The sequence below is a fragment of the Streptomyces sp. NPDC091292 genome (genome assembly GCF_044757265.1).
Taxonomy (GTDB): Bacteria; Actinomycetota; Actinomycetes; order Streptomycetales; family Streptomycetaceae; genus Streptomyces.
Map to the genome: position 1 here is coordinate 328994 of NZ_JBIVUQ010000003.1, position 25285 is coordinate 354278.

Sequence of the window (25285 nt, forward strand, 5' to 3'; positions counted from 1 at the left end):
GGTCAGGACGGTGACGACGGCCGGCGCAGGATCTTGTTGCCGAGCCACACCAACGGGTCGTACTTGCGGTCCACGGCCCGTTCCTTCAGGGGGATCAGGGCGTTGTCCGTGATCTTGATGCCCTCGGGGCAGACCTCCGTACAGCACTTGGTGATGTTGCAGTAGCCCAGGCCGTGTTCCTCCTGGGCCGTCGCCTTGCGGTCGAGGCCCGACTCCGCCGCCGCGTCCAGCGGATGCATGTCGAGTTCCGCGACCCGCATCAGGAACCGGGGCCCGGCGAAGGCGGACTTGTTCTCCTCGTGGTCACGCACCACATGGCAGGTGTCCTGGCACAGGAAGCACTCGATGCACTTACGGAACTCCTGCGACCGGTCCACGTCCTCCTGCTGCATCCGGTACTCACCGGGCGCCAGCTCGGGCGGCGGTACGAAGGCGGGCACCTCGCGCGCCTTCGTGTAGTTGAAGCCGACGTCGGTGACGAGGTCCCGTACCACCGGGAAGGCCCGCAGCGGGGTCACCGTGATCGTCTCGTCGCGTGAGAACACGGACATCCGGGTCATGCAGAGCAGCCGGGGACGGCCGTTGATCTCGGCGCTGCACGAACCGCACTTGCCCGCCTTGCAGTTCCAGCGCACGGCGAGATCCGGGGCCTGGGTTGCCTGGAGGCGGTGGATGATGTCGAGGACGACTTCGCCCTCGTTCACCTCGACGCGGAAGTCCTTCAGACCGCCGCCGCCGACATCACCGCGCCAGACCCGGAAGCGCGCCTCGTAGCTGGTGGACGCGGAGGGGGATGCGGGGGTGGACGGGGGAGTGGATGCGGAGGTCGTCACTCGAACAGCTCCTCTTCGGCGAGGTACTTGACCAGCTCCTCCTTCTCGAAGAGAGCCAGCAGATCGGGCCGGACGGGCTCGGTCTCGACGCGGACCAGGTCGATCTGGCCGCGTACCGGGTCGGTGGCCGCGAGGCCGCCCGTCGGATCGGTGAGCGTGCACAGCAGATTCACGCGGCGCCAGGAACGGTCCATTCCGGGACGGTCCTCACGGGTGTGCCCGCCCCGGCTCTCGGTGCGTTCCAGCGCGGCGCGCGCCACGCATTCGCTGACCAGGAGCATGTTCCGCAGGTCCAGGGCGAGGTGCCAGCCGGGGTTGAACTGCCGGTGCCCCTCGACCCCCGCACGGCGGGCCCGTACCCGCAGGTCGGCGAGTCTCTCCAGGGCCTGTTCCATCTCGCCCTCGCGGCGGATGATTCCGACCAGGTCGTTCATCGTCTGCTGGAGTTCCTGGTGGAGGGTGTACGGGTTCTCGGCCGGCCGTCCGTCACCTGTTCCGGCCTCGGACGCCCCGGACTCCCCGGACTCCCCGGCGTCCCCGGACTCCCCGGCGGAGAACGGACGCAGGGCCTCCGCGGCGGCGGCATCGACCTGACCGTCGTCCACGACCGGCCGGTCACCGGTGAATTCGGCCGCATACCGGGCCGCGTGCAGCCCGGCCCGCCGCCCGAAGACCAGCAAGTCGGACAGGGAGTTGCCGCCGAGCCGGTTGGAGCCGTGCATTCCGCCCGCGACCTCACCGGCCGCGAACAGGCCCGGTACGCCCCGGGCCGCCGCCGTGTCCGAATCGACGGCGATCCCGCCCATCACGTAGTGACAGGTCGGGCCGACCTCCATCGGCTCGGCGGTGATGTCGACATCCGCCAGCTCCTTGAACTGGTGGTACATGGACGGCAGCCGGCGCCGGATCACCTCCGCCGGCATCCGCGTCGACACGTCCAGGAACACGCCGCCGTGCGGGGAGCCCCGGCCCGCCTTCACCTCGGAGTTGATGGCGCGCGCGACCTCGTCGCGCGGCAGCAGCTCAGGGGGGCGCCGGTTGTGGTCCGGGTCCTCGTACCAGCGGTCGCCCTCCTCCTCCGACTCGGCGTACTTCTCCTTGAAGACGTCGGGGATGTAGTCGAACATGAACCGCTTGCCCTCGGAGTTCCGGAGCACTCCGCCGTCGCCGCGCACCGACTCGGTGACGAGGATGCCCTTCACCGACGGCGGCCAGACCATGCCGGTCGGATGGAACTGCACGAACTCCATGTTGAGCAGCGGCGCCCCGGCGAGCAGCGCGAGGGCGTGCCCGTCGCCCGTGTACTCCCACGAGTTGGACGTCACCTTGAAGGACTTGCCGATCCCGCCGGTCGCGACGACCACGGCGGGCGCCTCGATGACGAAGAACCGCCCGGACTCCCGCTCGTAGCAGAAGACCCCGGCGACGCGCCCGTCCTCGTCCTTCAGCACCCGCGTGACGGTGCACTCCTGGAAGACCTTCAGCCGCCCCTCGAACTCCCCGGTCTCCTTCTCGTCCTCCTGCTGGAGGGAGACGATCTTCTGCTGGAGGGTGCGGATCAGCTCAAGCCCTGTGCGGTCGCCGACGTGGGCGAGGCGCGGGTACTCGTGGCCGCCGAAGTTGCGCTGCGAGATCCGGCCGTCCTTCGTACGGTCGAAGAGGGCGCCCCAGGTCTCCAGCTCCCACACCCGGTCGGGCGCCTCGCGCGCGTGCAGCTCGGCCATCCGCCACTGGTTGAGGAACTTGCCGCCGCGCATGGTGTCGCGGAAGTGGACCTTCCAGTCGTCGCCCGAGTTCACATTGCCCATGGCCGCGGCGATACCGCCCTCGGCCATCACCGTGTGTGCCTTGCCGAACAGTGACTTGCAGATCACAGCGGTACGCAGACCCTGCGCGCGCGCCTCGATCGCGGCCCGCAGCCCGGCGCCGCCGGCCCCCACCACGACGACGTCCCACTGCTGCCGTTCCACCTGAGACATCAGAACAACCTCGGATCGTCGAAAACGCCGCTGGCGAGCAGGTACACATAGAAATCGGCGAGTGCCACGCTCACCAACGAGGCCCAGGCGAGCTGCATATGACGGGCGTTCAGCTTCCCGACCCAGCCCCACAGCCGATAGCGCACCGGATGCTTCGAGAAGTGTTTGAGCCGTCCGCCGACGATGTGCCGGCAGGAGTGACAGGACAGGGTGTACGCCCAGATCAGCGTGATGTTGGCGAGAAAGATCAGGGTGCCTACGCCCATGTGTCCCCACGCGTAGTGCTCGTCGCGGAACGAGAGCACGGTGTCGTAGGTGAGGACGCAGGCGACCAGCAGGGCGGCGTAGAAGAAGTACCGGTGGATGTTCTGCAGGATCAGCGGGAAACGGGTCTCACCGGAGTACTTCTTGTGCGGCTCGGCCACCGCGCAGGCGGGCGGCGATGCCCAGAAGCCGCGGTAGTACGCCTTGCGGTAGTAGTAGCAGGTCAGCCGGAAGCCGAGCGGGAAGATCAGGATGAGCAGGGCGGGGGAGAGGCCCCACCAGCCGCCGAATATCTCCCAGTTGGGCCCTGAGCGCATCGGCTCGCAGTTCTCCGCGAGGCAGGGCGAGTAGAAGGGCGAGACGTAGGGGGCGGCGTAGTAGTCCGTGTTCGCGAAGGCCCGCCAGGTCGAGTAGACGATGAAGGCGAACAGCCCGGCCGCGGTCGCGGCGGGCGCCAGCCACCAGCGGTCGGTTCGCAGATGCGGGGCGTCGATGGCGGCGCGCGTGCCCGTGCGCACGCCGCCGCGGTTCGGATGGGGTTCCGTGCCAGTGGCCAACGAATGAACTCCGCTCGGTTCGGGAAGGTGACGACGCCTCCCAGGTCAGGGGGCGTGCCGGTCCCGTGCGCCCAGTCCCTCGTCGTCCGAGTCCGTCCACAGGGAGCTGTCGTACGGGGCGTCGGGGATGTGCACCATGTCGGGGCGGGGCGGGGCCGGTTGCCCCGCCGCGGTGGACTCGCGCAGCAGGGCGACGCTGTCCCGCAGGTGGTCTGCTGCGGTACGGACCCTTCGGATGTCCAGGCCCGTGCCCACCTGCTGTTCCAGTCGGCCCACGGACCGGGTCAGGTCGTCGAGGCAGCGCTGGACTGTCGTCAGGTCATCGTGAACGGCCATGACTTGCCCTCACTTCCGCGGTTGCGGCGGCAACGTTCATGCGCCTGCGAGTGTCGCGCGTCACACGGGGCTTGGGAAGACGCCAGCACGGATTACTGGCCGTAGGGCTGACCGGTGGCTACGCGCGGGGTACTTCGGACCGCAGCTTCATCCCCACCCACCCGCCCTTTTTCGGTACGGGGGGCTTTGGGGTGGGGGTTTTGCGGCGGGGTGGTGTCTGGGGGGAAGTTCTTCTCCCCGCCCACCCGCCCCAATTGGTTTCGGGGTGCCGGGGGGTGGGGGTTCCAGTCAGGTGCGGTGCGTACCCGGGCCGATGTTTTCTCCCCGCCCACCCGCCCCAGATAGGTCCGGGGCGCTTCGGGGCGGAGCTTGACGAGCAGGGGGAGCCCCGGTCCCGAGACTTTTTCCCGCCCACCCGCCCCTATTTGGTTCGGTGTTCCGGGGTGGGTGGGGTTGCTTCGGTTCGGGTGTTCCAGGGTGGGGCTATGCGTTGGGGTGCTCGGGCCGAGGGCTATTCCCCGCCCTGGCGCCCTGTTTTGGTTCGGGGCGATCGGGGCGGGGTTCCTTCGGCCCGGGGTGCTCCTGGGAGGGGCCGTGTGTCGGGGTGCTCGGGCTGAAGGCTGTTCCCGCCCACGCGCCTCTTTGGGGCGGGGTGTTCGGGGTGGGGTTGCTTCGGTTCGGGGTACTCCGGGGTGGGGTCATCGGTCCGAGACACTCCAGGGGAGGGTCCTTCGGCGGGTGTGCCGGCCGAGGAGCTTTCCCGCCTTCTCCGGCCCAAGGCTTCGACCCACCGACCCGCACCCCTTTTGGCCCGGCTGTCCGCGCCCACCCGGATGCGTGGCCGGGAAGCCTTCCGGGGCGGCTGGTGGGGGCTTCCGCCGCCCCGACGCGCCCGCAGTCGCCGACGGCGGGTCACCCCGGAAGGGACGTCCCGCAGCTGACTGTGCTCCTGCGGGGGTGGTGTGGGTGTGGGGTTGCGGCGAGTCGACGGGCGCGAGGTCGCTGGTGGCGGGTTACCCCGTGAGGGTCGCCGGCAGCTGACTGTGCTCCTGCGGGGGTGGTGTGGGTGTGGGGTTACGGCAGTCCACGGGCCCGCAGCCGCCGGCGGTGGGTCACTCCGTGAGGGGCCTCCCGCACCTGACGATGAATCCTGCACGGGTCGTGCGGGTGTGAGGTTGCGGCACGGCGACGGGCGCGAGGTCGCCGGTGGCGGGTTACCCCGTGAGGGGCGCCGACAGCTGACCGTGCTCCTGCGGGGGTGGTGTGGGTGTGGGGTTGCGGCGCGTCCGCGGGCGCGTGGTCGCCTGCGGTGGGTCGCCCCGTGAGGGGGCTCCCGCACCTGGCCGCGCTCCTGCACGGGTCGTGCGGGTGTCGGGTCACGGCGCGTCCACGGACGCGCAGCCGCCGGCGGCGGGTCACCCCGGAAAGGGCCACCCGCACGGGACCACGCTCCTGCACGGGTGGTGCGGGTGGGGTCACGACACGGTCGCGGGCCCGCAGCCGCCGGCGGTGGGTCACCCCGTGAGGGGCCACCCGCACGTGTCCTCGCTCCCGCACGGGTGGTGCGGGTGGGGTCACCACCCCGGGTACGGGGCCCGCAGCCGCCGACGGTGGGTCACCCCGTGAGGGGCCACCCGCACCTGGCCACGCTCCCGCACGGGTGGTGCGGGTGGGGTCGCCGCACCCGGTCAGCGAGCCGCAGGCTCCTGCGTGGGTTGTGGATGGACCCGCACCCGCCCACGGATCCGCACGGGTGGGCGGGCGGGCAACACCCCCCCTGTTGCGCCGCACGGGTGGGGTTCCACCCCCAACGGAGCGTGTCGGCGACACGCCACCCCTCCCCATGGCCATAGATGTGATCAGCTCCATATACCGCCATACGTGATCAATCCGGCCAAGGCCCACCCGGAGGTAGCAGCGATGTCCCACGACGGCCTCAGACTGCGCTCGGTGATGCGCTCCGTCGCCTTCCTCACCACCGGCGTACTCACCGTCACGACGCTCGCGGCGTGCAGCTCCGGCGACGAGTCGGGCACCCCGGCCGCCGGCCAGGACATCGCGCCGACCGCGCGCGACCAGGTCTCGGACGGCGGCACCCTCAACTGGGCGGTGGACTCCGTCCCCGAGACGCTCAACACGTTCCAGGCCGACGCCGACGCCACGACGTCCCGTATCGCGGGCGCCGTCCTGCCGTCGATGTTCCGCCTCGACGCGCAGGGCCGCCCCCAGCGCAACGCCGACTTCCTGGAGTCCGCCAAGGTCGTCACCCGCGAACCCCGCCAGGTCGTCCTGTACAAGCTCAACCAGCAGGCGGTGTGGAGCGACGGCCGCGAAATCGGCGCCGACGACTTCACCGCCCAGTGGCGCGCCCTGTCCGGCAAGGACAACGCGTACTGGACCGCCCGTAACGCCGGCTACGACCGGATCGAGAAGATCGAGCGCGGCGCCAACAACCTGGAGGTCCGCGTCACCTTCGCCAAGCCCTACGCGGACTGGCGCTCCCTCTTCTCGCCGCTGTACCCGAAGGATGTCATGGGCACCCCTGACCACTTCAACGACGGTGCCCGGGACAAGCTGAAGGTGTCCGCGGGACCCTTCGCGCTCCAGAAGATCGACAAGGACGGCGGTGAAGTAACGCTTCAGCGCAGCGCCCGCTGGTGGGGCGCGCCCGCCAAGCTCGACAAGGTCGTCCTGCGCGACGTGCCCCGTAACAAGCGGGCCGCCGCCCTCGCCGACGGCAAGGTCGACCTCGCCGACATCGACCCGTCCGAGGCCCAGCGCGTCGCGCTCGCCGACCGCGACCACGGCGGCCAGGGCGCCCTGACCCACGGCCCCGGCGCCGCGATCACCCCGGCCCAGGCCCTGCGCTCGTGGGCCGTCGCGTACGGCTCCGACGAGGAGGCCGCCGACGAGGAGGTGACCGCGCGCCGCAAGACCCGCAAGGCCATCGCGCGGTACGCCGACGAGCAGGCGGGCCTGCGTCAGTACGTGGTCCGCAAGTCCCTCGAACCCGCGTACACCCAGCTCGCCCTCAACGGCGCCGAGGGCCCCCTCGCCGACGAACGGGTCCGCCGCGCCGTGGCCCGCGCCATCGACCGGCAGGAACTCGCCCGCGTCGTCCTCAAGCCGCTCGGCCTGCCCGTGAAGCCGGTCGGCAGCCATCTCGCGCTGTCGGGCCAGGAGGCGTACGCGGACGGCAGCGGCGCGCTCGGCGGACAGGACACCGCCGAGGCGCAGGCGCTCCTCACCGACGCCGGATGGATCAAGGGCGGGCCCATCAAGGAGGAGAAGAAGCCCAAGACGGCCGGCAGTGAGTCGGAGGAGGGCGACACCACCGACGAGAAGTCGAGCGGGTCCGACGAGGGCACGTACATCGTCGGCCAGACCGACCAGAAGCCCGCGAGCCGCACGGAGCCCAGCCGCACCGAGCGGCAGCGAACCGAGCCCCGGCACACAGAGCCGAAGCACGACGCGGCGCCGCCCGCCGACGACGCCAAGGGCTTCTACCGCAGCACCTCCGTCCTCGCCCCGGCCTCCGCCCCCTACGCCGCCCGCCAGCAGATCGCCCTGCTGCGCCAGGCGGTCACCGTGGCGACCCTCGACGACTCCGACGTCGGCAAGAAGGAGGCCCGCGCCAAGCAGCAGGGCGGCGCTCAGGGCGCGTACGCGCCGAAGGGCACCGCCGCGCCGCCGAGCGGGTCCCCGGCCCCGCAGGGCGCGGGCGCCCCGGCGGGCCCGCTCGCCAAGGACGGCAAGCCGCTGACGCTCCGCTTCGTCCTGCCGTCGGGCCCCGGCTCCGAGTCGCTGCGCGCGGTCGGTGACCGTATCTCGCAGATGCTGGAACGTATCGGCATCCGTACCGAGGTCTCGAAGGTCGCCGACGACAGCTACTTCAAGGACCACGTGGCGTCCGGCCAGTACGACATGGCCCTGTACTCGTGGCCCGCCAGCGCCTACCCGGCGACCGACGCCCGCCCCATCTACGCCAAGCCGGTACCGGCCGCCGACGGCTCGCTCAACGTCGAGCAGAACTACACGCGCGTCGGCACCGACCACATCGACCAGCTCTTCAACCAGGCGATGGGCGAGCTGAACGAGGAGACGGCACGGGACCTGGTCCGCAAGGCGGACTCCCGGATCTGGGCAGCAGCAGGATCGATTCCTCTCTATCAGCGCCCGCAGCTCGTGGCCGTCAAGCCGAACCTCGTGAACGCCGGCGCCTTCGGCTTCGAGACCCCGCGCTACGAGAACATCGGCTTCAAGAAGGCCAACGCCCACCCGGGCGGCAAGGGCGAGAAGGGTGAGAAGGGCGAGAAGAAGTAGTCGCCCGGACCAGCCCGGTCCGGACCAAGATCCGCACCAGGACCCCGTCAAGGTCCGGACCATGTGACCCGCAGCTCAGAACTCGCTCAAATCCCTTGCCCGCGGACCCACCCCGCGGGCAAGGTCATGCGCAACCACTGACCTGCGGTTTCCCCCCAGATCCCGCCCCCTCCCCCACAGGGCGTGCCCGGTCCGGCGGCGACGCTCACGCCGTCGGACCGGGCGGGCCCGCCCGCCCCCGGAGGCCGCCGTCACCCGGGGCCCGTACGATGGGGTGAGGCCGTGGCGTGTCCAGCCCGGCAGGGCGCGTGTATGACAGTCGTACGCGCAGCCGTCCACTCATCCCGGGAGAAGCGCCGCAATATGGCCACGCGCCACGACATCCGTAACGTCGCCATCGTCGCCCACGTCGACCACGGCAAGACCACCCTCGTCGACGCCATGCTCAAGCAGGCCGGTGCGTTCGCCGCCCACCAGCTGGAGTCGGTCGACGACCGGGTCATGGACTCGAACGACCTGGAGCGTGAGAAGGGCATCACGATCCTCGCCAAGAACACGGCGGTGAAGTACCACCCGAAGGACGGCGGTGATGTCGTCACGATCAACATCATCGACACCCCCGGGCACGCCGACTTCGGCGGCGAGGTCGAGCGCGGTCTGTCGATGGTCGACGGTGTCGTGCTGCTCGTGGACGCCTCCGAGGGCCCCCTGCCGCAGACCCGTTTCGTGCTGCGCAAGGCGCTGAACGCCCGGCTGCCCGTGATCCTCTGCATCAACAAGACGGACCGCCCGGACTCCCGTATCGACGAGGTCGTCAACGAGACGTACGACCTCTTCCTGGACCTGGACGCCGACGAGGACCAGATCGAGTTCCCCATCGTCTACGCGTGCGCGCGCGACGGTGTGGCCTCCCTGACCAAGCCGGAGAACGGCACGGTCCCGGCGGACAGCACCAGCCTCCAGCCGTTCTTCTCCACCATCCTGGACACCATCCCGGCCCCGTCGTACGAGGAGACGGCGCCCCTTCAGGCGCATGTCACCAACCTCGACGCGGACAACTTCCTCGGCCGTATCGCGCTGCTCCGTGTCGAGCAGGGCGAGCTGAAGAAGGGCCAGACCGTCGCGTGGATCAAGCGCGACGGCACCGTGTCGAACGTCCGGATCAGCGAGCTGCTGATGACCGAGGCGCTCACCCGCAAGCCGGCCGAGTCCGCGGGCCCCGGTGACATCTGCGCGGTCGCGGGCATCCCGGACATCATGATCGGCGAGACCCTCGCCGACCCGGAGAACCCGATCGCGCTGCCGCTGATCACGGTCGACGAGCCCGCGATCTCCATGACGATCGGTACGAACACCTCGCCGCTGGTCGGCCGAGGCGGCACCGGCAAGGGGGCCAGCGCGAAGGGCGCGGTCAAGGACCGCAAGGTCACCGCCCGCCAGGTCAAGGACCGTCTGGACCGCGAGCTGGTCGGTAACGTCTCGCTGCGCGTGCTCGACACCGAGCGCCCCGACGCCTGGGAGGTGCAGGGCCGCGGTGAGCTGGCGCTGGCCATCCTGGTCGAGCAGATGCGCCGTGAGGGCTTCGAGCTGACCATCGGCAAGCCGCAGGTCGTCACCCAGATCATCGACGGCAAGGTGCACGAGCCGGTCGAGCGCATGACGATCGACGTACCCGAGGAGCACATGGGCGCGGTCACGCAGCTCATGGGCGTCCGTAAGGGCCGGATGGACAACATGTCCAACCACGGTTCGGGCTGGGTCCGCCTGGAGTTCGTCGTCCCCTCCCGCGGCCTCATCGGCTTCCGTACGGAGTTCCTGACCGGTACGCGCGGCACGGGCATCGCCCACTCCATCCACGAGGGCCACGAGCCGTGGTTCGGTGTGCTGACGACCCGCAACAACGGCTCGCTGGTCGCCGACCGCGCCGGTGCCGTCACCGCGTTCGCGATGACGAACCTCCAGGAGCGCGGTGTGCTGTTCACCGACCCCGGCACCGAGGTGTACGAGGGCATGATCGTCGGCGAGAACTCGCGCGCCGACGACATGGACGTGAACATCACCAAGGAGAAGAAGCTCACCAACATGCGGTCGGCCGCCGCCGACTCGTTCGAGGCGATCGTGCCGCCGCGCAAGCTCTCCCTGGAGCAGTCCCTGGAGTTCTGCCGCGACGACGAGTGCGTCGAGGTGACCCCGGAGGCCGTCCGGATCCGCAAGGTGAACCTGGACGCCCGCGAGCGCGCCCGTGCGGCGTCGCGCGCGAAGCACGGCTGAAACACGACGGACAGCGGCTGATGGTCCGTCAAGTCTGCCCGGGTCGCCCCTTCGGGGGTGACCCGGGCACGGCTGTACATATCGGAACTTCCGGGCACCTTCCCGGATGGCGTTCTACGCGCGGGGATTGAGTACTACTCTGCCGTGCGGCGGGCGGCGCGCGCCTCGGTGGCCGATGAGCCCGGGGCAGGTGACGGGTATCTCACCTGACGCCCGATTCCGCAACTGGTTTTTCTCGCACACTCGTCCGGAATGCGGACACAGCTGACCGATAGATATGTAACACGTCCGTTTCGCGGCCATCTATCTCGGATCGGTTTGTCCGGATTTTGGAAGAAGTACGCGCCAGGTGTGATCGAACCGAGACCAAAAGGGTGTGGTCGGGCCGTACCCCATGGCTAATAGTTGAGCCGGAAAGGCTCGGGTCAATGGGTCACGCGCTGTGGGGAGCGCCGACTCACGAGCACACTGGGGCACTCGATCATCTCCGTCAGGGGTGGCGGAATGACGACCTGTGCCCTCTCTTGTAGTGAACAAGTGGACTCATGAGGAGGAACCCATGCGCGGTGCCAAGAGCGCCAAGTGGGTAGCCATAGCCGCGGTTGTGGCGCTGGGTGCGACCGCCTGTGGCGGCAGCGACGGCGGGGACAAGGACAAGGGCGCCGACAAGGGTGCCGTCAACGCGAACGGCAAGTTCTCCGTAGAGGTGGGCGAGCCGCAGAACCCGCTGCAGCCGGCCAACACCATGGAGTCCAACGGCAGCATTGTCATCGACTCGCTGTTCTCGCAGCTCGTCGGCTATGACACCAAGGGCAACATCACCATGGTGAACGCCGAGTCGGTGGACACCAAGGACAACTCGACCTACACGGTCAAGCTCAAGTCGGGCTGGAAGTTCCACGACGGCACCCCGGTCACCGCCGAGTCCTACGTCAAGGCGTGGAACTGGGCCGCCAACGTCAAGAACAAGCAGACCAACAGCTTCTGGTTCTCCGACATCAAGGGCTACGACGACGTCGCTCCCGCGAAGGGCGACCCGAAGTCCGAGACCATGTCCGGTCTGAAGGTCGTCGACGACACCACCTTCACGATCGAGCTGTCGACCCCGATTCCGTACTACGTGTACAAGCTGGGTTACCAGGTCTTCTCGCCGCTGCCCGAGTCCTTCTACAAGGACCCGGCCGCCGCCGGACAGAAGCCGGTCGGCAACGGCCCGTACAAGTTCGTCAGCTGGCAGCACAAGAAGCTGATCGAGGTCGCCCGCAACGACGACTACCAGGGTCCGAACAAGGCCAAGAACGGTGGCGTTCTCTTCAAGAACTACACCAACCTGGAGACGGCGTACGAGGACCTGAAGTCCGGCAACGTCGACGTCCTGCGCCAGATCGCCCCGAAGGACCTGCCGGTCTACAAGCAGGACCTCGGCGACCGCGCGGTCGACAAGCCGTACTCGGCGATCCAGTCGATGGCCCCGGCGTTCTACGGCAAGCAGTTCAAGGACATCGACCCCAAGGTCATCAAGGGTCTGTCGATGGCGATCGACCGCGACACCATCACCAAGACCGTCCTCCAGGGCACCCGTGAGCCGGCCACCGGCTGGGTCGCCCAGGGTGTGCTCGGCTACCAGCCGGACGCCGCGGGCGACGCCGTGAAGTACGACCCGGCGGCGGCCAAGGCGCTCATCAAGGAGGGTGGCGGCGTCCCGGGCAACGCGATCTCCATCCAGTTCAACGCGGACGGCGGTCACAAGGAGTGGGTGGAGGCCGTCTGCGGCTCCATCACCAAGGCCACCGGTGTCGCCTGTGTCGGCGCCTCGAAGGCCGACTTCCAGGCCGACCTCAACGCGCGCCAGGCGAAGGAGGTCAAGTCCTTCTACCGCAGTGGCTGGGTGCTCGACTTCCCGATGAACGCCAACTTCATCCGCGACCTCTTCGGGACGAAGTCCGACGGCAACCAGAGCGGTTTCTCGAACAAGAAGATCGACGCCGACATCAAGGCCGCCGACTCCGCGCCCACGCTGGAGGAGTCGGAGAAGCTGTACCAGGCGATCGAGAAGGAACTGCCGAACTACATGCCGAGCATTCCGCTCTGGTACTACAAGGTCAACGCGGGCTACTCGGAGAAGGTCAGTGGCGTCGACTACGACCAGAGTGGTGACCCGATCCTGACCAACGTCCAGGTCAAGAAGTAACCGCAGACAAGAAGACAGCACGTCACGCCGATGGGACCGGCACGCTCGCCGGTCCCGTCGGCCGGACGTTCACGGCCGGGGGGCCCTTTCCGCACGCACCACACACGGGTGCGCGCGGAAGGGGCCCTGTCGGCTGCCGCTGTGAATGACATGGAGGCATGATGGGGCGCTACGTCGCACGACGACTGCTCCAGATGATCCCGGTTTTCATCGGGACAACGCTGCTGATCTTCCTCATGGTCTACGCCCTGCCCGGCGACCCCGTGGCGGGTCTGTTCGGCGACAAGGGAGGCAGCCCTCAGGCGGTCGCCGCGCTGAGACATGAGTACGGGCTCGACAAGCCGATCTTGGTGCAGTACGTCAACTACATGAAAGACATGGTCTTTCACCTCGACTTCGGCACGCAGATCGCCAGTGGCAGGCCCGTCACGGACATCCTCGGTGAGGCGTTCCCCGTGACGCTGCGGCTGACGGCGCTCGCCTTCACCATCGAGATCGTCCTCGGTCTGGGCCTCGGCATCCTCGCCGGTATGAAGGCCGGCAAGCTCGCGGACACCCTGGTCCTGATCTTCACCCTGCTGATGATCTCGGTCCCGGTGTTCGTCCTCGGCTTCATCTTCAAGACGGTCTTCGCCTTCCAGCTCGGCTGGCTGGACCCGAACGTCAACGACTCCACGAACTACGGTCAGTTGTTGATGCCGGCGATTGTGCTGGCCGGTCTCTCGCTGGCGTATGTGGCGAGACTGACCCGTTCGTCGGTCGCGGAGAACCTGCGGTCCGACTACATCCGCACGGCCACCGCCAAGGGTCTGCCGCGCCGCCGCGTGATCGGCGTCCACCTGATGCGCAACTCGCTCATCCCGGTCGTCACCTACCTCGGCACCGACCTCGGCGCGCTCATGGGCGGCGCCGTCGTCACCGAGGGCCTGTTCAACATCAAGGGTGTCGGTGGCACGATCTTCGAGTCGATCCAGCGCCGCGAAGGCACCACGATCGTCGGTCTGGTGACCATCCTCGTGCTGATCTATCTCGCGGCCAGCCTGCTCGTCGACCTGCTTTACGCGGTCCTGGACCCGAGGATTCGCTATGCCTGACCTGACCAAGACCGCCGCCGAAGCCTCCGAGCAGGCCACGGCGCCCACCGTCGCACCGGCGGATCAGACTCCGGTCGGCAAGGAGAAGACCCGCAGCCTGTGGGGGGACGCCTGGGTCGACCTGCGGCGCCGCCCGCTGTTCGTGATCTCGGCGGTCCTCATCTTCCTGCTGCTGATCATCGCCGCCTTCCCCGGCCTGTTCACGAGCGCGGACCCGACCGTCGGCGACCTGTCGAACCACTACCTGGGCAAGCCGGAACTCTCGCACTTCTTCTCACCCGAGTGGCTCGGCTACGACGTCCAGGGACGCAGTGTCTACGCCCGTGTGATCTACGGTGCCCGCGCGTCGATCATCGTCGGTATCGGTGTGACGCTCCTGGTGACGTTCGTCGGCGGACTCGTCGGCATGCTCGCCGGCTACTTCGGCGGGATCGTCGACTCCCTGCTCTCGCGGCTCATCGACGTCTTCTTCGGTGTCCCGTTCCTGCTCGGCTCGATGGTGGTCATGAACTCCTTCGTCGAGCGCAAGGTGTGGGTGGTCGTCCTGGCCCTCGCCTTCCTCGGCTGGACCCAGATCGCGCGCGTCATGCGAGGCGCCGTGATCACCATCAAGCAGTCGGACTACGTGCACGCGGCGCAGGCCCTCGGGGCCAGTACCTCGCGCATCCTGTTCCGGCACATCCTGCCCAACGCGGTCGCCCCGGTGATCGTCGTCGCGACGATCGCGCTCGGCGGCTACATCTCCGCCGAGGCGACCCTGTCCTACCTGGGTCTCGGGCTCTCCGAGCCGGCGGTCTCGTGGGGCGTCGACATCTCGGGCGGCTCGAACCAGATCCGCGTGGCCCAGCACATCCTGCTGTTCCCGTCGATCATGCTCAGCATCACGGTGCTGTCGTTCATCATGCTCGGTGAGGCCGTCCGCAACGCCCTCGACCCGAAGCTGCGCTGAGGGAGGCGTACGTGACCACCATCGAGAAATCCGCACCGGTGCCCGCTCCCCGCGACAGCGGCGAGCACGGGGGCCCGCTGCTCGACGTGCGCGATCTGCACGTCGAGTTCCACACCCGCGACGGCGTCGTCAAGGCCGTCAACGGCGTCAACTACAGCGTCAGCGCCGGCGAGACTCTTGCCGTCCTCGGCGAGTCCGGCTCCGGCAAGTCCGTGACCGCGCAGGCGATCATGGGCATCCTCGACATGCCGCCGGGGAAGATCCCGCGGGGCGAGATCCTCTTCCAGGGCCGCGACATGCTCACCATGTCCGGCGAGGAGCGGCGCAGGATCCGCGGCCAGAAGATCGCCATGATCTTCCAGGACGCGCTGTCCTCGCTCAACCCCGTCCTGACCGTCGGCTACCAGCTCGGCGAGATGTTCCGGGTCCACCAGGGCATGTCCAAGAAGGACGCCAAGGCCAAGGCCATCGAGCTGATGGACCGGGTCAACATCCCCGCCGCGGCGGCGCGCGTCAACGACTACCCCCACCAGTTCTCGGGCGGTATGCGCCAGCGCATCATGATCGCCATGGCGCTGGCCCTGGAGCCGGACCTGATCATCGCCGACGAGCCCACCACGGCGCTCGACGTGACCGTCCAGGCGCAGGTCATGGACCTTCTCGCGGACCTTCAGCGCGAGTACAACATGGGTCTGATCCTGATCACGCACGACCTCGGCGTGGTGGCCGACGTCGCCGACAAGATCGCCGTGATGTACGCGGGCCGGATCGTCGAGACGGCGCCGGTGCACGAGCTGTACAAGCGGCCCGCGCACCCGTACACCAAGGGCCTCCTGGAGTCGATCCCACGGCTCGACCAGAAGGGCCAGGAGCTGTACGCGATCAAGGGCCTGCCGCCCAACCTGCTGCGGGTGCCGACCGGCTGCGCGTTCAACCCGCGCTGCGACAAGGCGCAGGACATCTGCCGTACGGAGATCCCCGTACTGCACCCGGTGACGGAGCGGGACGGTGGCGAGCTGCCCGGTCGCGGCTCCGCGTGCCACTTCTGGAAGGAGACGATCCATGGCTGAGCGCAGCGAGAACGAGGAGCCGCGGGACGCCATGCCGAACGTCTCCGAGGTGGAGACCGTGGACGCGGCGACCGAGGCCGAAGCGGTCGCGGCCGTCGAGGCGCCGGTCGGGCGCGGTGAGCCGATCCTCCAGGTGCGCGGGCTGGTCAAGCACTTCCCGCTCACCCAGGGCATCCTCTTCAAGAAGCAAGTTGGCGCGGTCAAGGCCGTCGACGGGATCGACTTCGACCTGTACCAGGGCGAGACCCTGGGCATCGTCGGCGAGTCCGGCTGCGGCAAGTCCACCGTCGCCAAGCTCCTGATGAACCTGGAGCGGGCCACCGCGGGCCAGATCTTCTACAAGGGCCAGGACATCACCCGGCTGTCGGGGCGTGCGCTGAAGGCGGTGCGCCGCAACATCCAGATGGTGTTCCAGGACCCGTACACCTCGCTCAACCCGCGCATGACGGTCGGCGACATCATCGGGGAGCCCTTCGACATCCACCCCGAGGTGGCTCCGAAGGGTGACCGGCGCCGCAAGGTGCAGGACCTGCTCGACGTGGTCGGGCTCAACCCCGAGTACATCAACCGGTACCCGCACCAGTTCTCCGGCGGTCAGCGCCAGCGCATCGGCATCGCCCGAGGCCTCGCGCTCAACCCGGAGATCATCATCTGCGACGAGCCGGTGTCGGCCCTGGACGTGTCCGTCCAGGCGCAGGTCATCAACCTGATGGAGAAGCTCCAGGACGAGTTCAACCTGTCCTACATCTTCATCGCGCACGACCTGTCGATCGTGCGGCACATCTCCGACCGGGTCGGCGTGATGTACCTGGGCCGGATGGCGGAGATCGGCACGGACACGCAGATCTACGACCACCCGACGCACCCGTACACCCAGGCGCTGCTCTCGGCCGTCCCGGTCCCCGACCCGGACGCCCGTGAGCACCGTGACCGGATCATCCTCTCCGGTGACGTGCCGTCGCCGGCGAACCCGCCGTCCGGCTGCCGGTTCCGTACCCGCTGCTGGAAGGCGCAGGAGCGCTGCTCGGAGGAAGTGCCGCTCCTCGCGATCCCCGAGCGTTTCAAGGGCACCGACGTGGAGGCGGCGCACGAGTCCGCGTGCCACTTCGCCGAGGAGAAGAACGTCGTGCACGCGGTCTGACCCGAGCCGGCCTTTCCGCGCGACGGAGCGGGGGCGCCCGGAACCCATGAGGTTCTGGGCGCCCCCTTTCGTGTGCCCCGAAGCTCCCGAGGCTCCCGAGGCTCCCGGAGGTGTGGCCGTGCCGTGGTCCGTCCCACCCACTCGGCCGGAGTAAATGTGCGCAAGGTGGGTGATAAGGCGATATTTGGCCCTAGGCATGATCGGGCAGGTGACACAGCACGCTCCGAGGAGGCACGCCATGCGGGGAGTCACGCGCGCCAGACGGGCCCTGTGCGCGGCGGTCGTCGCCGTCGCGGCGACGGCCTGTGGCGGGGGAAGCGGCGGCAGCGTCCCCGGAGTGGCCAGCTCCTCGTGGGGGGACCCGCAGAACCCGCTGGAGCCCGCGAACACCAACGAGGTGCAGGGCGGCAAGGTCCTCGACATGGTCTTCCGCGGTCTGAAGCGCTACAACGCCAAGACCGGCAAGGCCGAGGACATGCTGGCCGACAGGATCGACACCTCGGACTCGCAGAACTTCACCGTCACCCTCAAGGACGGCTGGACGTTCAGCAACGGCGAGCGGGTCACCTCGCACTCCTTCGTGGACGCCTGGAACTACGGCGCCAGTCTGAAGAACAACCAGAAGAACGCGTACTTCTTCGGGTACATCGACGGCTACGACAAGGTCCACCCGGACTCCGGCGCCCAGTCGGCGGACACCCTCTCCGGGCTGAAGGCCGTTGACGACAGGACGTTCACGGTCAAGCTCAACCAGAAGTTCTCGACCTTCCCCGACACGCTCGGCTACGCGGCTTTCGCGCCGCTGCCCAGGGCGTTCTTCGACAACCACTCCGCCTGGCTCAAGAAGCCGGTCGGCAACGGCCCGTACACGATCGACTCGTACGTCAGGGGCTCGCAGATGTCGCTGCGGAAGTGGGACGGCTATCCGGGTCCCGACAAGGCGCGGAACGACGGGATCGACCTCAAGGTCTACACCGACAACAACACCGCCTACACCGATCTGATGGCAGGCAATCTCGACCTGGTCGACGACGTGCCCGCGTCCCAGCTCAAGAACGTCAAGTCCGACCTCGGCGACCGGTACATCAACACCCCCGCCGGCATCATCCAGACCCTGGCCTTCCCGTACTACGACAAGGCGTGGAACGGCCCGGACACCGTCAAGGTCCGCCAGGGCCTGTCCATGGCGATCAACCGGCCGCAGATCACCGACACGATCTTCCAGAAGACCCGCACCCCCGCCACCGACTGGACCTCCCCGGTCCTCGGCGCGGACGGCGGCTACAAGGAGGGTCTGTGCGGGGACTCCTGTATGTACGACCCGGGCCAGGCGAAGAAGCTCGTCCAGGAGGCCGGCGGTCTGCCAGGCGGCCAGGTCAAGATCTCGTACAACGCGGACACCGGGTCGCACCGGGAGTGGGTGGACGCCGTCTGCAACTCCATCAACAACGCCCTCGGCAACGACAAGGCGTGCGTCGGCAACCCCATCGGCACCTTCGCCGACTTCCGCAACCAGATCACGCAGTCCAAGATGTCGGGCCCCTTCCGGGCCGGCTGGCAGATGGACTATCCGCTGATCCAGAACTTCCTTCAGCCGCTGTACTACACCAACGCCTCGTCCAACGACGGCAAGTGGTCCAACCCGGACTTCGACAAGCTGGTGGACCAGGCCAACGCGGAGACCGACCAGGCCAGGGCCGTGAGCCTCTTCCAGCAGGCCGAGGGCGTCATCAGGGACAACATGGCGGCCATCCCGCTCTGGTACCAGAACGGCAGCGCCGGATACTCGGCACGGATCTCGAACGTCGCGCTCAACCAGTTCAGCGTGCCCGTCTACAACGAGATCAAGGTCGGCTGACCCGTCCCCACGCCCTATCCACGGAGGTCCCATGGGACGGTATGTGATCCGGCGTCTGCTCCAGATGATCCCGGTGTTCATCGGAGCGACCCTGCTGATCTTCCTCATGGTGAACGTGATGGGGGACCCCATCGCCGGGCTGTGCGGCCAGCGGGCCTGCGATCCCGCCACGGAAGCCCAGCTCAAGAAGGAGTTCGGCCTCGACAAGCCCGTATGGCAGCAATACCTCACCTATATGGGCAATGTGTTCACCGGCGACTTCGGCACCGCCTTCAACGGGCAGCCCGTCACCGAGCTGATGGCCACGGCGTTCCCCGTGACCATCCGCCTCACCATCGTGGCGATCCTCTTCGAGATCGTCATCGGCATCACCCTGGGCGTCCTCACAGGGCTGCGCCGCGGACGCCCCGTCGACACCTCGGTGCTCGTCCTCACGCTCGTCGTGATCTCGGTGCCCACCTTCGTCACCGGTCTGCTCCTGCAACTGCTCCTCGGCGTCGAATGGGGCCTCATCAGCCCGTCCGTCTCACCCGCGGCACCCTTCAACGAGCTGATCGTGCCGGGCCTCGTCCTCGCCTCGGTCTCCCTCGCCTATGTCACCCGGCTCACCCGGACGTCCCTCGCGGAGAACCGCCGCGCCGACTACGTCCGTACCGCCGTCGCCAAGGGCCTGCCCCGGCGCCGGGTCATCATCCGGCATCTGCTGCGCAACTCACTGATCCCGGTGGTCACCTTCATCGGCACCGACATCGGCGCGCTGATGGGCGGCGCCATCGTCACCGAGCGCATCTTCAACATCCACGGCGTCGGCTACCAGCTCTACCAGGGCATCCTCCGCCAGAACACCCAGACCGTCGTGGGCTTCGTGACGATCCTCGTCCTGGTGTTCCTGGTCGCCAACCTGCTCGTGGACCTCCTGTACGCCGTCCTGGACCCGAGGATTCGCTATGCCTGAACAGTTGCCCGACGGCGGTGCCATCGCCCCGACCGGCGCGGGCGGGGCGATGGACCTCGCCACCTCCGAGGGCTCCACGCTGGAGAAGACCCCCGGCGGCCCGGAAGGTACGGGACCCTCCAAGCCGCGCAGCCTCTGGTCCGACGCCTGGCACGACCTGCGCCGCAACCCCGTCTTCATCCTCTCCGGACTCGTCATCCTCTTCCTGGTGTTCATCTCGCTGTGGCCCGGCGCCATCGCCACACAGAACCCCCTCAACTGCAACCTCGCCAACTCCCAGGAAGGCTCCCGGCCCGGCCACCCCTTCGGCTTCGACGGCCAGGGCTGCGACGTCTACACACGGACCGTCTACGGCGCCCGGACCTCGGTGTCCGTCGGCGTCTGCGCCACCCTCGGCGTCGCGCTCCTCGGCTCCGTACTCGGCGGGCTCGCCGGGTTCTTCGGCGGGGTGTGGGACGCGATCCTGTCCCGGATCACCGACATCTTCTTCGCCATCCCCGTCGTACTCGGCGGTCTGGTGCTCCTGTCCGTGGTCACCACCAACACCATCTGGCCCGTCATCGGCTTCATGGTGCTCCTGGGCTGGCCCCAGCTCTCGCGCATCGCCCGCGGCTCCGTCATCACCGCCAAGCAGAACGACTACGTCCAGGCCGCACGGGCGCTCGGCGCCTCCAACACCCGGATGCTGCTGCGGCACATCACACCGAACGCCGTCGCCCCGGTCATCGTCGTCGCGACCATCGCCCTCGGCACCTATATCGCCCTGGAGGCCACGCTCTCCTACCTCGGCGTAGGACTGAAGCCGCCCACGGTCTCCTGGGGCATCGACATCTCGACCGCGTCCCAGTACATCCGCAACGCCCCGCACATGCTGCTCTGGCCCGCCGGGGCGCTGGCGATCACCGTGCTCGCGTTCATCACGCTCGGCGACGCGATCCGCGACGCCCTCGACCCGAAGCTGAGGTGACCGGGATGCTCCTCGAAGTCCGCGACCTGCATGTGGAGTTCCGCACCCGGGACGGGGTCGCCAAGGCCGTCAACGGCGTCGACTACGCCGTCGACGCGGGCGAGACCCTGGCCGTGCTCGGCGAGTCCGGCTCCGGCAAGTCGGTGACCGCGCAGGCCGTGATGGGCATCCTCGACATGCCGCCCGGCCGCATCACCGGCGGCGAGATTTTGTTCCAGGGGCAGGACATCCTCCAGCTCAAGGAGGAGCAGCGGCGCAAGGTACGCGGCGCAGGGATGGCGATGATCTTCCAGGACGCGCTGTCGTCCCTGAACCCGGTGCTCAGCGTCGGCGCGCAGCTCGGCGAGATGTTCACCGTGCACCGGGGCATGTCCCGCAAGGACGCCAGGGCGAAGGCCGTCGAGCTGATGGAGCGGGTCCGTATCCCGGCCGCGAAGGAGCGGGTCGGCGACTATCCGCACCAGTTCTCGGGCGGGATGCGCCAGCGCATCATGATCGCGATGGCGCTGGCCCTGGAGCCCGCGCTGATCATCGCGGACGAGCCGACCACGGCCCTCGACGTGACCGTCCAGGCCCAGGTCATGGACCTCCTCGCGGAGTTGCAGCGCGAGTACGACATGGGCCTGATCCTGATCACGCACGACCTCGGCGTGGTCGCCGACGTCGCCGACCGGATCGCCGTGATGTACGCGGGCCGCATCGTCGAGACCGCGCCCGTCCACGACCTCTACAAGGCCCCCGCGCACCCGTACACCAAGGGCCTCCTGGAGTCGATCCCACGGCTCGACCAGAAGGGCCGGGACCTGTACGCGATCAAGGGCCTGCCGCCCAATCTGACCCGCATCCCGCCCGGCTGCGCCTTCCACCCGCGCTGCCCGATGGCCCAGGACGTGTGCCGCACCGATCTGCCGCCCCTCGCACGGGTCTCCGCCGAGCGCCGCAGCGCCTGCCACTTCTGGAAGGAGACCCTCGATGGCTGAGCCGGCGGGCCTCGCCCCCGAGCCGGTCGCCGCGGGCGAGCCGATCCTCGAAGTGCGGGGCCTGGTCAAACACTTCCCGCTGACGCGCGGCATCGTCTTCAAGAAGCAGATCGGCGCGGTCAAGGCGGTCGACGGCGTCGACTTCGACCTGCGCCAGGGCGAGACGCTGGGCATCGTCGGCGAGTCCGGCTGCGGCAAGTCGACGGTCGCGAAGATGCTCGTCCACCTCGAAGAGCCGACGGCGGGCGAGATCCGCTACAAGGGCGAGGACATCGCGGGGCTCTCCGGGCGCGCGCTGCGGGCGGTGCGCCGCAACATCCAGATGGTGTTCCAGGACCCCTACACCTCACTCAACCCGCGGATGACCGTCGGCGACATCATCGGGGAGCCGTACGAGATCCACCCCGAGGTCGCGCCCAAGGGGGACCGGCGGCGCCGGGTGCAGGACCTGCTCGACGTGGTCGGGCTCAACCCCGAGTACATCAACCGCTATCCGCACCAGTTCTCCGGCGGCCAGCGCCAGCGCATCGGCATCGCCCGCGGCCTCGCGCTGCGCCCCGAGATCATCGTCGCGGACGAGCCCGTCTCCGCACTCGACGTGTCGGTCCAGGCCCAGGTGGTCAACCTGCTCGAACAGCTCCAGAACGAGTTCGACCTGTCGTACGTGTTCATCGCGCACGACCTGTCGATCGTCCGGCACATCTCCGACCGGGTCGGCGTGATGTACCTGGGCCGCATCGTCGAGATCGGCACCGAGCCGCAGATCTACGAGCACCCGACGCACCCGTACACCCAGGCCCTGTTGTCGGCGGTCCCGGTGCCGGACCCGGACGCCCGGGAGCACCGGGAGCGGATCATCCTCAGCGGCGACGTGCCCTCACCCGCGAACCCGCCCTCTGGCTGCCGGTTCCGTACCCGCTGCTGGAAGGCGCGGGAGCGGTGCGCCCTGGAGGTGCCGCTGCTCGCCGTACCGGCCGAATTCCGGTACGCGGGGGGCGAGGCGGCGCATGATTCGGCGTGCCACTTCGCGGAGGAGAAGCGGGTGGTGCCGGAGGAACGGGGGCCGGAGACGCCGCCGTCGGAACCGACCTGACGGCTCAAATGCACACAAATTCCGTTAACACCTGTGCAACTCCGCCGTCGCGGTCCCGATATACGGACGCGTCAGGCTGAACAGCGTACGGCCGTGCGGGTGCCGTAGACCGGCCGGGGCGCGCCATGTCGCCCCGGCCGGTCGCCCGTTCAGGCCCCGGCGCCGAGCGACCGCTTCAGGAAGTCGACCTGGAGCAGCAGCAGATTCTCCGCGACCTGCTCCTGCGGCGTCATGTGCGTCACGCCCGACAGCGGCAGCACCTCGTGCGGGCGGCCCGCCGCGAGCAGCGCCGACGACAGGCGCAGGGTGTGCGCGGCCACCACATTGTCGTCGGCCAGGCCGTGCACGATCATCAGCGGCCGGTGCGTTTCGGCGGGCGCCACCAGACCGTCGTCGTCCACCAGCGAACTCGCCGTGTACGCCTCGTCGGCAGCCGCCGGATCGCCGAGGTAGCGCTCCGTGTAGTGGGTGTCGTAGAGGCGCCAGTCGGTCACCGGGGCGCCCGCGACGCCCGCGTGGAACACATCGGGCCGCCGCAGCACCGCGAGCGCCGCCAGATACCCGCCGTACGACCAGCCCCGGATCCCCACCCGCGACAGGTCAAGCGGAAAGCGCCCGGCGAGATCCTGGAGCGCGTCGACCTGGTCGTCGAGGGTGACCGTGAAGTCGTGCCGTACCGCCTTCTCCCACGCGGGCGAGCGGCCCGGGGTGCCCCGTCCGTCCGCGACCACCACGGCGAACCCCTGGTCGGCGAACCACTGCGAGGTGAGATGGGCGTTGTGCGCCGCCACGACCCGCTGACCGTGCGGACCGCCGTAAGGATCGAGCAGGACCGGAAGCGGACCGTCGCCCTCGGCGTAAGCGGAGGGGAGCAGGACGGCGCACGGGATCCGGCGCGTGCCCCCTTCCGTGAGTGTCACGCGCGGGCTGAAACCGGGACGTTCCGCGCAGGAGGCGACAGTTGCCACCTGCTTCCCGTCGCGCTCCACCCGCACCTGGGCGCCCGGCTCTCCCGGAACCGACGACACCCACACCGTCACGCCGCCCGAGCGGACCGCCGAGTGCACCCCCGGCTCCTGCGAGAGGCGTTCCATGCCCAGCTCGTTGACGCGGTACACATGCACCTCGCCGGTCTCCGGATCAGCCGCGCCCTCGCCCGCAGAGGCGGAGATCAGCACATCGTCGTCGGACACGTCGAGGACCGCCCGTACCTGCACCTGGTGGCCCGTCAGCGGCCGGTCGCCCACCGCGAGGACCCGGGCGCCGCCCTCGTCCGCGATCCGCACGAGCTGCCCGCTCGGCGACCAGCAGGGCACCCCCGAGAACAGTTCGAGCCACTGCTCGCTCTCGTCGGCGTGCACCATCCGCGTCGAACCGTCGTCCGGATCGACCGCGAGATGTAGCTGACCGCGCTGGTCCCTGGCCTGCACAAGGAGCAGCGGCGCCCCGGCCGACGACCAGTGCACCCGCGCCAGATACGGGTACCGCGCCCGGTCCCAGTCGACCTCGACCCGCGAGCCGTCCAGGCCGAGGACGAACAGCCGCACCTCGGCGTTGGGCGTGCCCGCCGAGGGGTACGCGACCCGGGACGGCTCACGGTCCGGGTGCGCCGGGTCCGCGATCCACCAGCGGCGCACCTTCGCGTCGTCCGCGCGCGCCACGAGGAGCCGCTGCCCGTCGGGCGCCCACCAGAATCCGCGGTACCGGTGCATCTCCTCGGCCGCGATGAACTCCGCCAGGCCGTAGGTGACGGTGTCCGTCTCGGGCTCGGCGAGGGTGACCGGGGCGCCCCACACGCGCGGCGCCTCCGCGTCACCCGCCCCGTCAGGCCCCTCCTGCCCCCCGGCGAGACCCACGACCCGCAGGGCGCCCCCCGCCACGTACGCGATGTGCCGCCCGTCGGGCGACGGGCGCGGGTCGAGCACAGGCCCCGGCACCGGCAGCTCCACGGTCGTGCCCGCGCGCAGCTCCGCCGCGAACAGCCGGCCCGACAGCGCGAACGCCGCCAGCTCCACGGCCGCGTCCGTCGCATAGCCGACGATGCCCGCGCCGCCCTCACGGCTGCGTTCGCGCCGCGCGCGCTCCGCCGCGGACAGTCGCTCCGCCGCGCCCCCCAGAAGCGCCGACGGATCCGCCGCGACCCGCTCCTCACCCGTCGCCGGATCCGTCACCCACAACAGGTTCGCCCGATCGGTACCGGAACGGGAACGCAGAAAGACGACGCGTGTCCCGTCGGGCGCGACGGTGAACGCGCGAGGGGCGCCCGAAGTGAAGCGCTGGGTGCGGGCGTGCTGACGCGGGAACGACAGGGGCTCTGTTGTCATCCCTCGACCTTATGGCGCATGCGCCCCCTCGTGCTGCCGTGAGCCGACCCTGTGCGATCCATGCGTACGCACGGAAAGTTATGATCCGTGGCGCTGGGTG

General features: G+C 69.0%; 17 protein-coding genes. 12 read left to right on the forward strand and 5 right to left on the reverse strand.

Annotation, left to right across the window (positions count from 1 at the left end):
• Positions 1 to 2 precede the first annotated feature (2 nt).
• Genes ACIQNU_RS12810 through ACIQNU_RS12825 form a run of 4 tightly spaced genes read right to left on the reverse strand, consistent with a single transcriptional unit; the run spans position 3 to position 3969 of the window.
• Positions 3 to 833: a succinate dehydrogenase/fumarate reductase iron-sulfur subunit gene (locus ACIQNU_RS12810; RefSeq protein ID WP_401365053.1), complete on the reverse strand. Its 831-nt coding sequence runs from the start codon at positions 831 to 833 to the stop codon at positions 3 to 5.
• Positions 830 to 2812 (reverse strand): fumarate reductase/succinate dehydrogenase flavoprotein subunit, encoded by a 1983-nt coding sequence (locus tag ACIQNU_RS12815; RefSeq protein ID WP_401365055.1) that lies wholly within the window; start codon positions 2810 to 2812, stop codon positions 830 to 832. Before ACIQNU_RS12815 ends, ACIQNU_RS12810 begins: the two co-directional genes overlap by 4 nt.
• A complete protein-coding gene (locus ACIQNU_RS12820; protein WP_401365057.1) occupies positions 2812 to 3633 on the reverse strand; it encodes a hypothetical protein in 822 nt (273 codons plus the stop codon). Before ACIQNU_RS12820 ends, ACIQNU_RS12815 begins: the two co-directional genes overlap by 1 nt.
• Positions 3634 to 3678: 45 nt before the next feature.
• Positions 3679 to 3969: a hypothetical protein gene (locus tag ACIQNU_RS12825; RefSeq protein ID WP_401365060.1), complete on the reverse strand. Its 291-nt coding sequence runs from the start codon at positions 3967 to 3969 to the stop codon at positions 3679 to 3681.
• 1920 nt (positions 3970 to 5889) lie between these two features.
• Between ACIQNU_RS12825 and ACIQNU_RS12830 the strand changes: the two genes are divergently transcribed.
• The 12 genes from ACIQNU_RS12830 to ACIQNU_RS12885 all read left to right on the forward strand — a co-directional run bounded on the left by ACIQNU_RS12830 (position 5890) and on the right by ACIQNU_RS12885 (position 22861).
• Entirely contained in the window at positions 5890 to 8292 is a 2403-nt protein-coding gene (locus ACIQNU_RS12830) for an ABC transporter substrate-binding protein (RefSeq protein ID WP_401365623.1), read from the forward strand.
• A 363-nt stretch (positions 8293 to 8655) separates the two neighbouring features.
• A complete protein-coding gene (gene typA / locus ACIQNU_RS12835) occupies positions 8656 to 10563 on the forward strand; it encodes a translational GTPase TypA (protein ID WP_401365063.1) in 1908 nt (635 codons plus the stop codon).
• 559 nt (positions 10564 to 11122) lie between these two features.
• A complete protein-coding gene (locus tag ACIQNU_RS12840) occupies positions 11123 to 12754 on the forward strand; it encodes an ABC transporter substrate-binding protein (RefSeq protein WP_401365066.1) in 1632 nt (543 codons plus the stop codon).
• A 161-nt stretch (positions 12755 to 12915) separates the two neighbouring features.
• Complete coding sequence (locus ACIQNU_RS12845) at positions 12916 to 13848, forward strand: ABC transporter permease (RefSeq protein ID WP_401365624.1); 933 nt, start codon at positions 12916 to 12918, stop codon at positions 13846 to 13848.
• Positions 13841 to 14797: an ABC transporter permease gene (locus tag ACIQNU_RS12850; RefSeq protein WP_401365068.1), complete on the forward strand. Its 957-nt coding sequence runs from the start codon at positions 13841 to 13843 to the stop codon at positions 14795 to 14797. Before ACIQNU_RS12845 ends, ACIQNU_RS12850 begins: the two co-directional genes overlap by 8 nt.
• 11 nt (positions 14798 to 14808) lie before the next feature.
• On the forward strand, positions 14809 to 15867 hold the full coding sequence (locus tag ACIQNU_RS12855; protein WP_401365071.1) for an ABC transporter ATP-binding protein: 1059 nt from the start codon (positions 14809 to 14811) through the stop codon (positions 15865 to 15867).
• Entirely contained in the window at positions 15860 to 17008 is a 1149-nt protein-coding gene (locus tag ACIQNU_RS12860) for an ABC transporter ATP-binding protein (protein WP_401365073.1), read from the forward strand. Before ACIQNU_RS12855 ends, ACIQNU_RS12860 begins: the two co-directional genes overlap by 8 nt.
• 238 nt (positions 17009 to 17246) lie before the next feature.
• Positions 17247 to 18866: an ABC transporter substrate-binding protein gene (locus ACIQNU_RS12865; RefSeq protein WP_401365076.1), complete on the forward strand. Its 1620-nt coding sequence runs from the start codon at positions 17247 to 17249 to the stop codon at positions 18864 to 18866.
• A 31-nt stretch (positions 18867 to 18897) separates the two neighbouring features.
• Positions 18898 to 19821, forward strand: a complete 924-nt coding sequence (locus ACIQNU_RS12870; protein WP_401365079.1) for an ABC transporter permease — start codon at positions 18898 to 18900, stop codon at positions 19819 to 19821.
• The gene (locus ACIQNU_RS12875) at positions 19814 to 20788 is read left to right on the forward strand and encodes an ABC transporter permease (RefSeq protein WP_401365082.1); all 975 of its coding nucleotides are present in this window, start codon (positions 19814 to 19816) and stop codon (positions 20786 to 20788) included. Before ACIQNU_RS12870 ends, ACIQNU_RS12875 begins: the two co-directional genes overlap by 8 nt.
• 5 nt (positions 20789 to 20793) lie before the next feature.
• Positions 20794 to 21768: an ABC transporter ATP-binding protein gene (locus ACIQNU_RS12880; protein WP_401365085.1), complete on the forward strand. Its 975-nt coding sequence runs from the start codon at positions 20794 to 20796 to the stop codon at positions 21766 to 21768.
• Positions 21761 to 22861, forward strand: coding sequence for an ABC transporter ATP-binding protein (locus tag ACIQNU_RS12885; protein ID WP_401365088.1), 1101 nt, complete (start codon positions 21761 to 21763; stop codon positions 22859 to 22861). Before ACIQNU_RS12880 ends, ACIQNU_RS12885 begins: the two co-directional genes overlap by 8 nt.
• A 149-nt stretch (positions 22862 to 23010) precedes the next feature.
• On the opposite strand, the gene ACIQNU_RS12890 is transcribed toward ACIQNU_RS12885, so the two are convergent.
• Positions 23011 to 25185, reverse strand: a complete 2175-nt coding sequence (locus tag ACIQNU_RS12890) for a prolyl oligopeptidase family serine peptidase (protein WP_401365091.1) — start codon at positions 25183 to 25185, stop codon at positions 23011 to 23013.
• Positions 25186 to 25285 lie beyond the last annotated feature (100 nt).

Excerpts from the sequence above, each read along its gene's own strand:
- ACIQNU_RS12875 (WP_401365082.1), top strand. The coding sequence starts at position 19,814 with ATGCCTGAACAGTTGCCCGACGGCGGTGCCATCGCCCCGACCGGCGCG.
- ACIQNU_RS12865 (WP_401365076.1), top strand. The coding sequence starts at position 17,247 with ATGCGGGGAGTCACGCGCGCCAGACGGGCCCTGTGCGCGGCGGTCGTC.
- ACIQNU_RS12860 (WP_401365073.1), top strand. The coding sequence starts at position 15,860 with ATGGCTGAGCGCAGCGAGAACGAGGAGCCGCGGGACGCCATGCCGAAC.
- ACIQNU_RS12890 (WP_401365091.1), bottom strand. The coding sequence starts at position 25,185 with ATGACAACAGAGCCCCTGTCGTTCCCGCGTCAGCACGCCCGCACCCAG.
- ACIQNU_RS12885 (WP_401365088.1), top strand. The coding sequence starts at position 21,761 with ATGGCTGAGCCGGCGGGCCTCGCCCCCGAGCCGGTCGCCGCGGGCGAG.
- ACIQNU_RS12870 (WP_401365079.1), top strand. The coding sequence starts at position 18,898 with ATGGGACGGTATGTGATCCGGCGTCTGCTCCAGATGATCCCGGTGTTC.
- ACIQNU_RS12845 (WP_401365624.1), top strand. The coding sequence starts at position 12,916 with ATGGGGCGCTACGTCGCACGACGACTGCTCCAGATGATCCCGGTTTTC.
- ACIQNU_RS12830 (WP_401365623.1), top strand. The coding sequence starts at position 5,890 with ATGTCCCACGACGGCCTCAGACTGCGCTCGGTGATGCGCTCCGTCGCC.
- ACIQNU_RS12825 (WP_401365060.1), bottom strand. The coding sequence starts at position 3,969 with ATGGCCGTTCACGATGACCTGACGACAGTCCAGCGCTGCCTCGACGAC.
- ACIQNU_RS12850 (WP_401365068.1), top strand. The coding sequence starts at position 13,841 with ATGCCTGACCTGACCAAGACCGCCGCCGAAGCCTCCGAGCAGGCCACG.
- ACIQNU_RS12840 (WP_401365066.1), top strand. The coding sequence starts at position 11,123 with ATGCGCGGTGCCAAGAGCGCCAAGTGGGTAGCCATAGCCGCGGTTGTG.
- typA (WP_401365063.1), top strand. The coding sequence starts at position 8,656 with ATGGCCACGCGCCACGACATCCGTAACGTCGCCATCGTCGCCCACGTC.
- ACIQNU_RS12880 (WP_401365085.1), top strand. The coding sequence starts at position 20,794 with ATGCTCCTCGAAGTCCGCGACCTGCATGTGGAGTTCCGCACCCGGGAC.
- ACIQNU_RS12815 (WP_401365055.1), bottom strand. The coding sequence starts at position 2,812 with ATGTCTCAGGTGGAACGGCAGCAGTGGGACGTCGTCGTGGTGGGGGCC.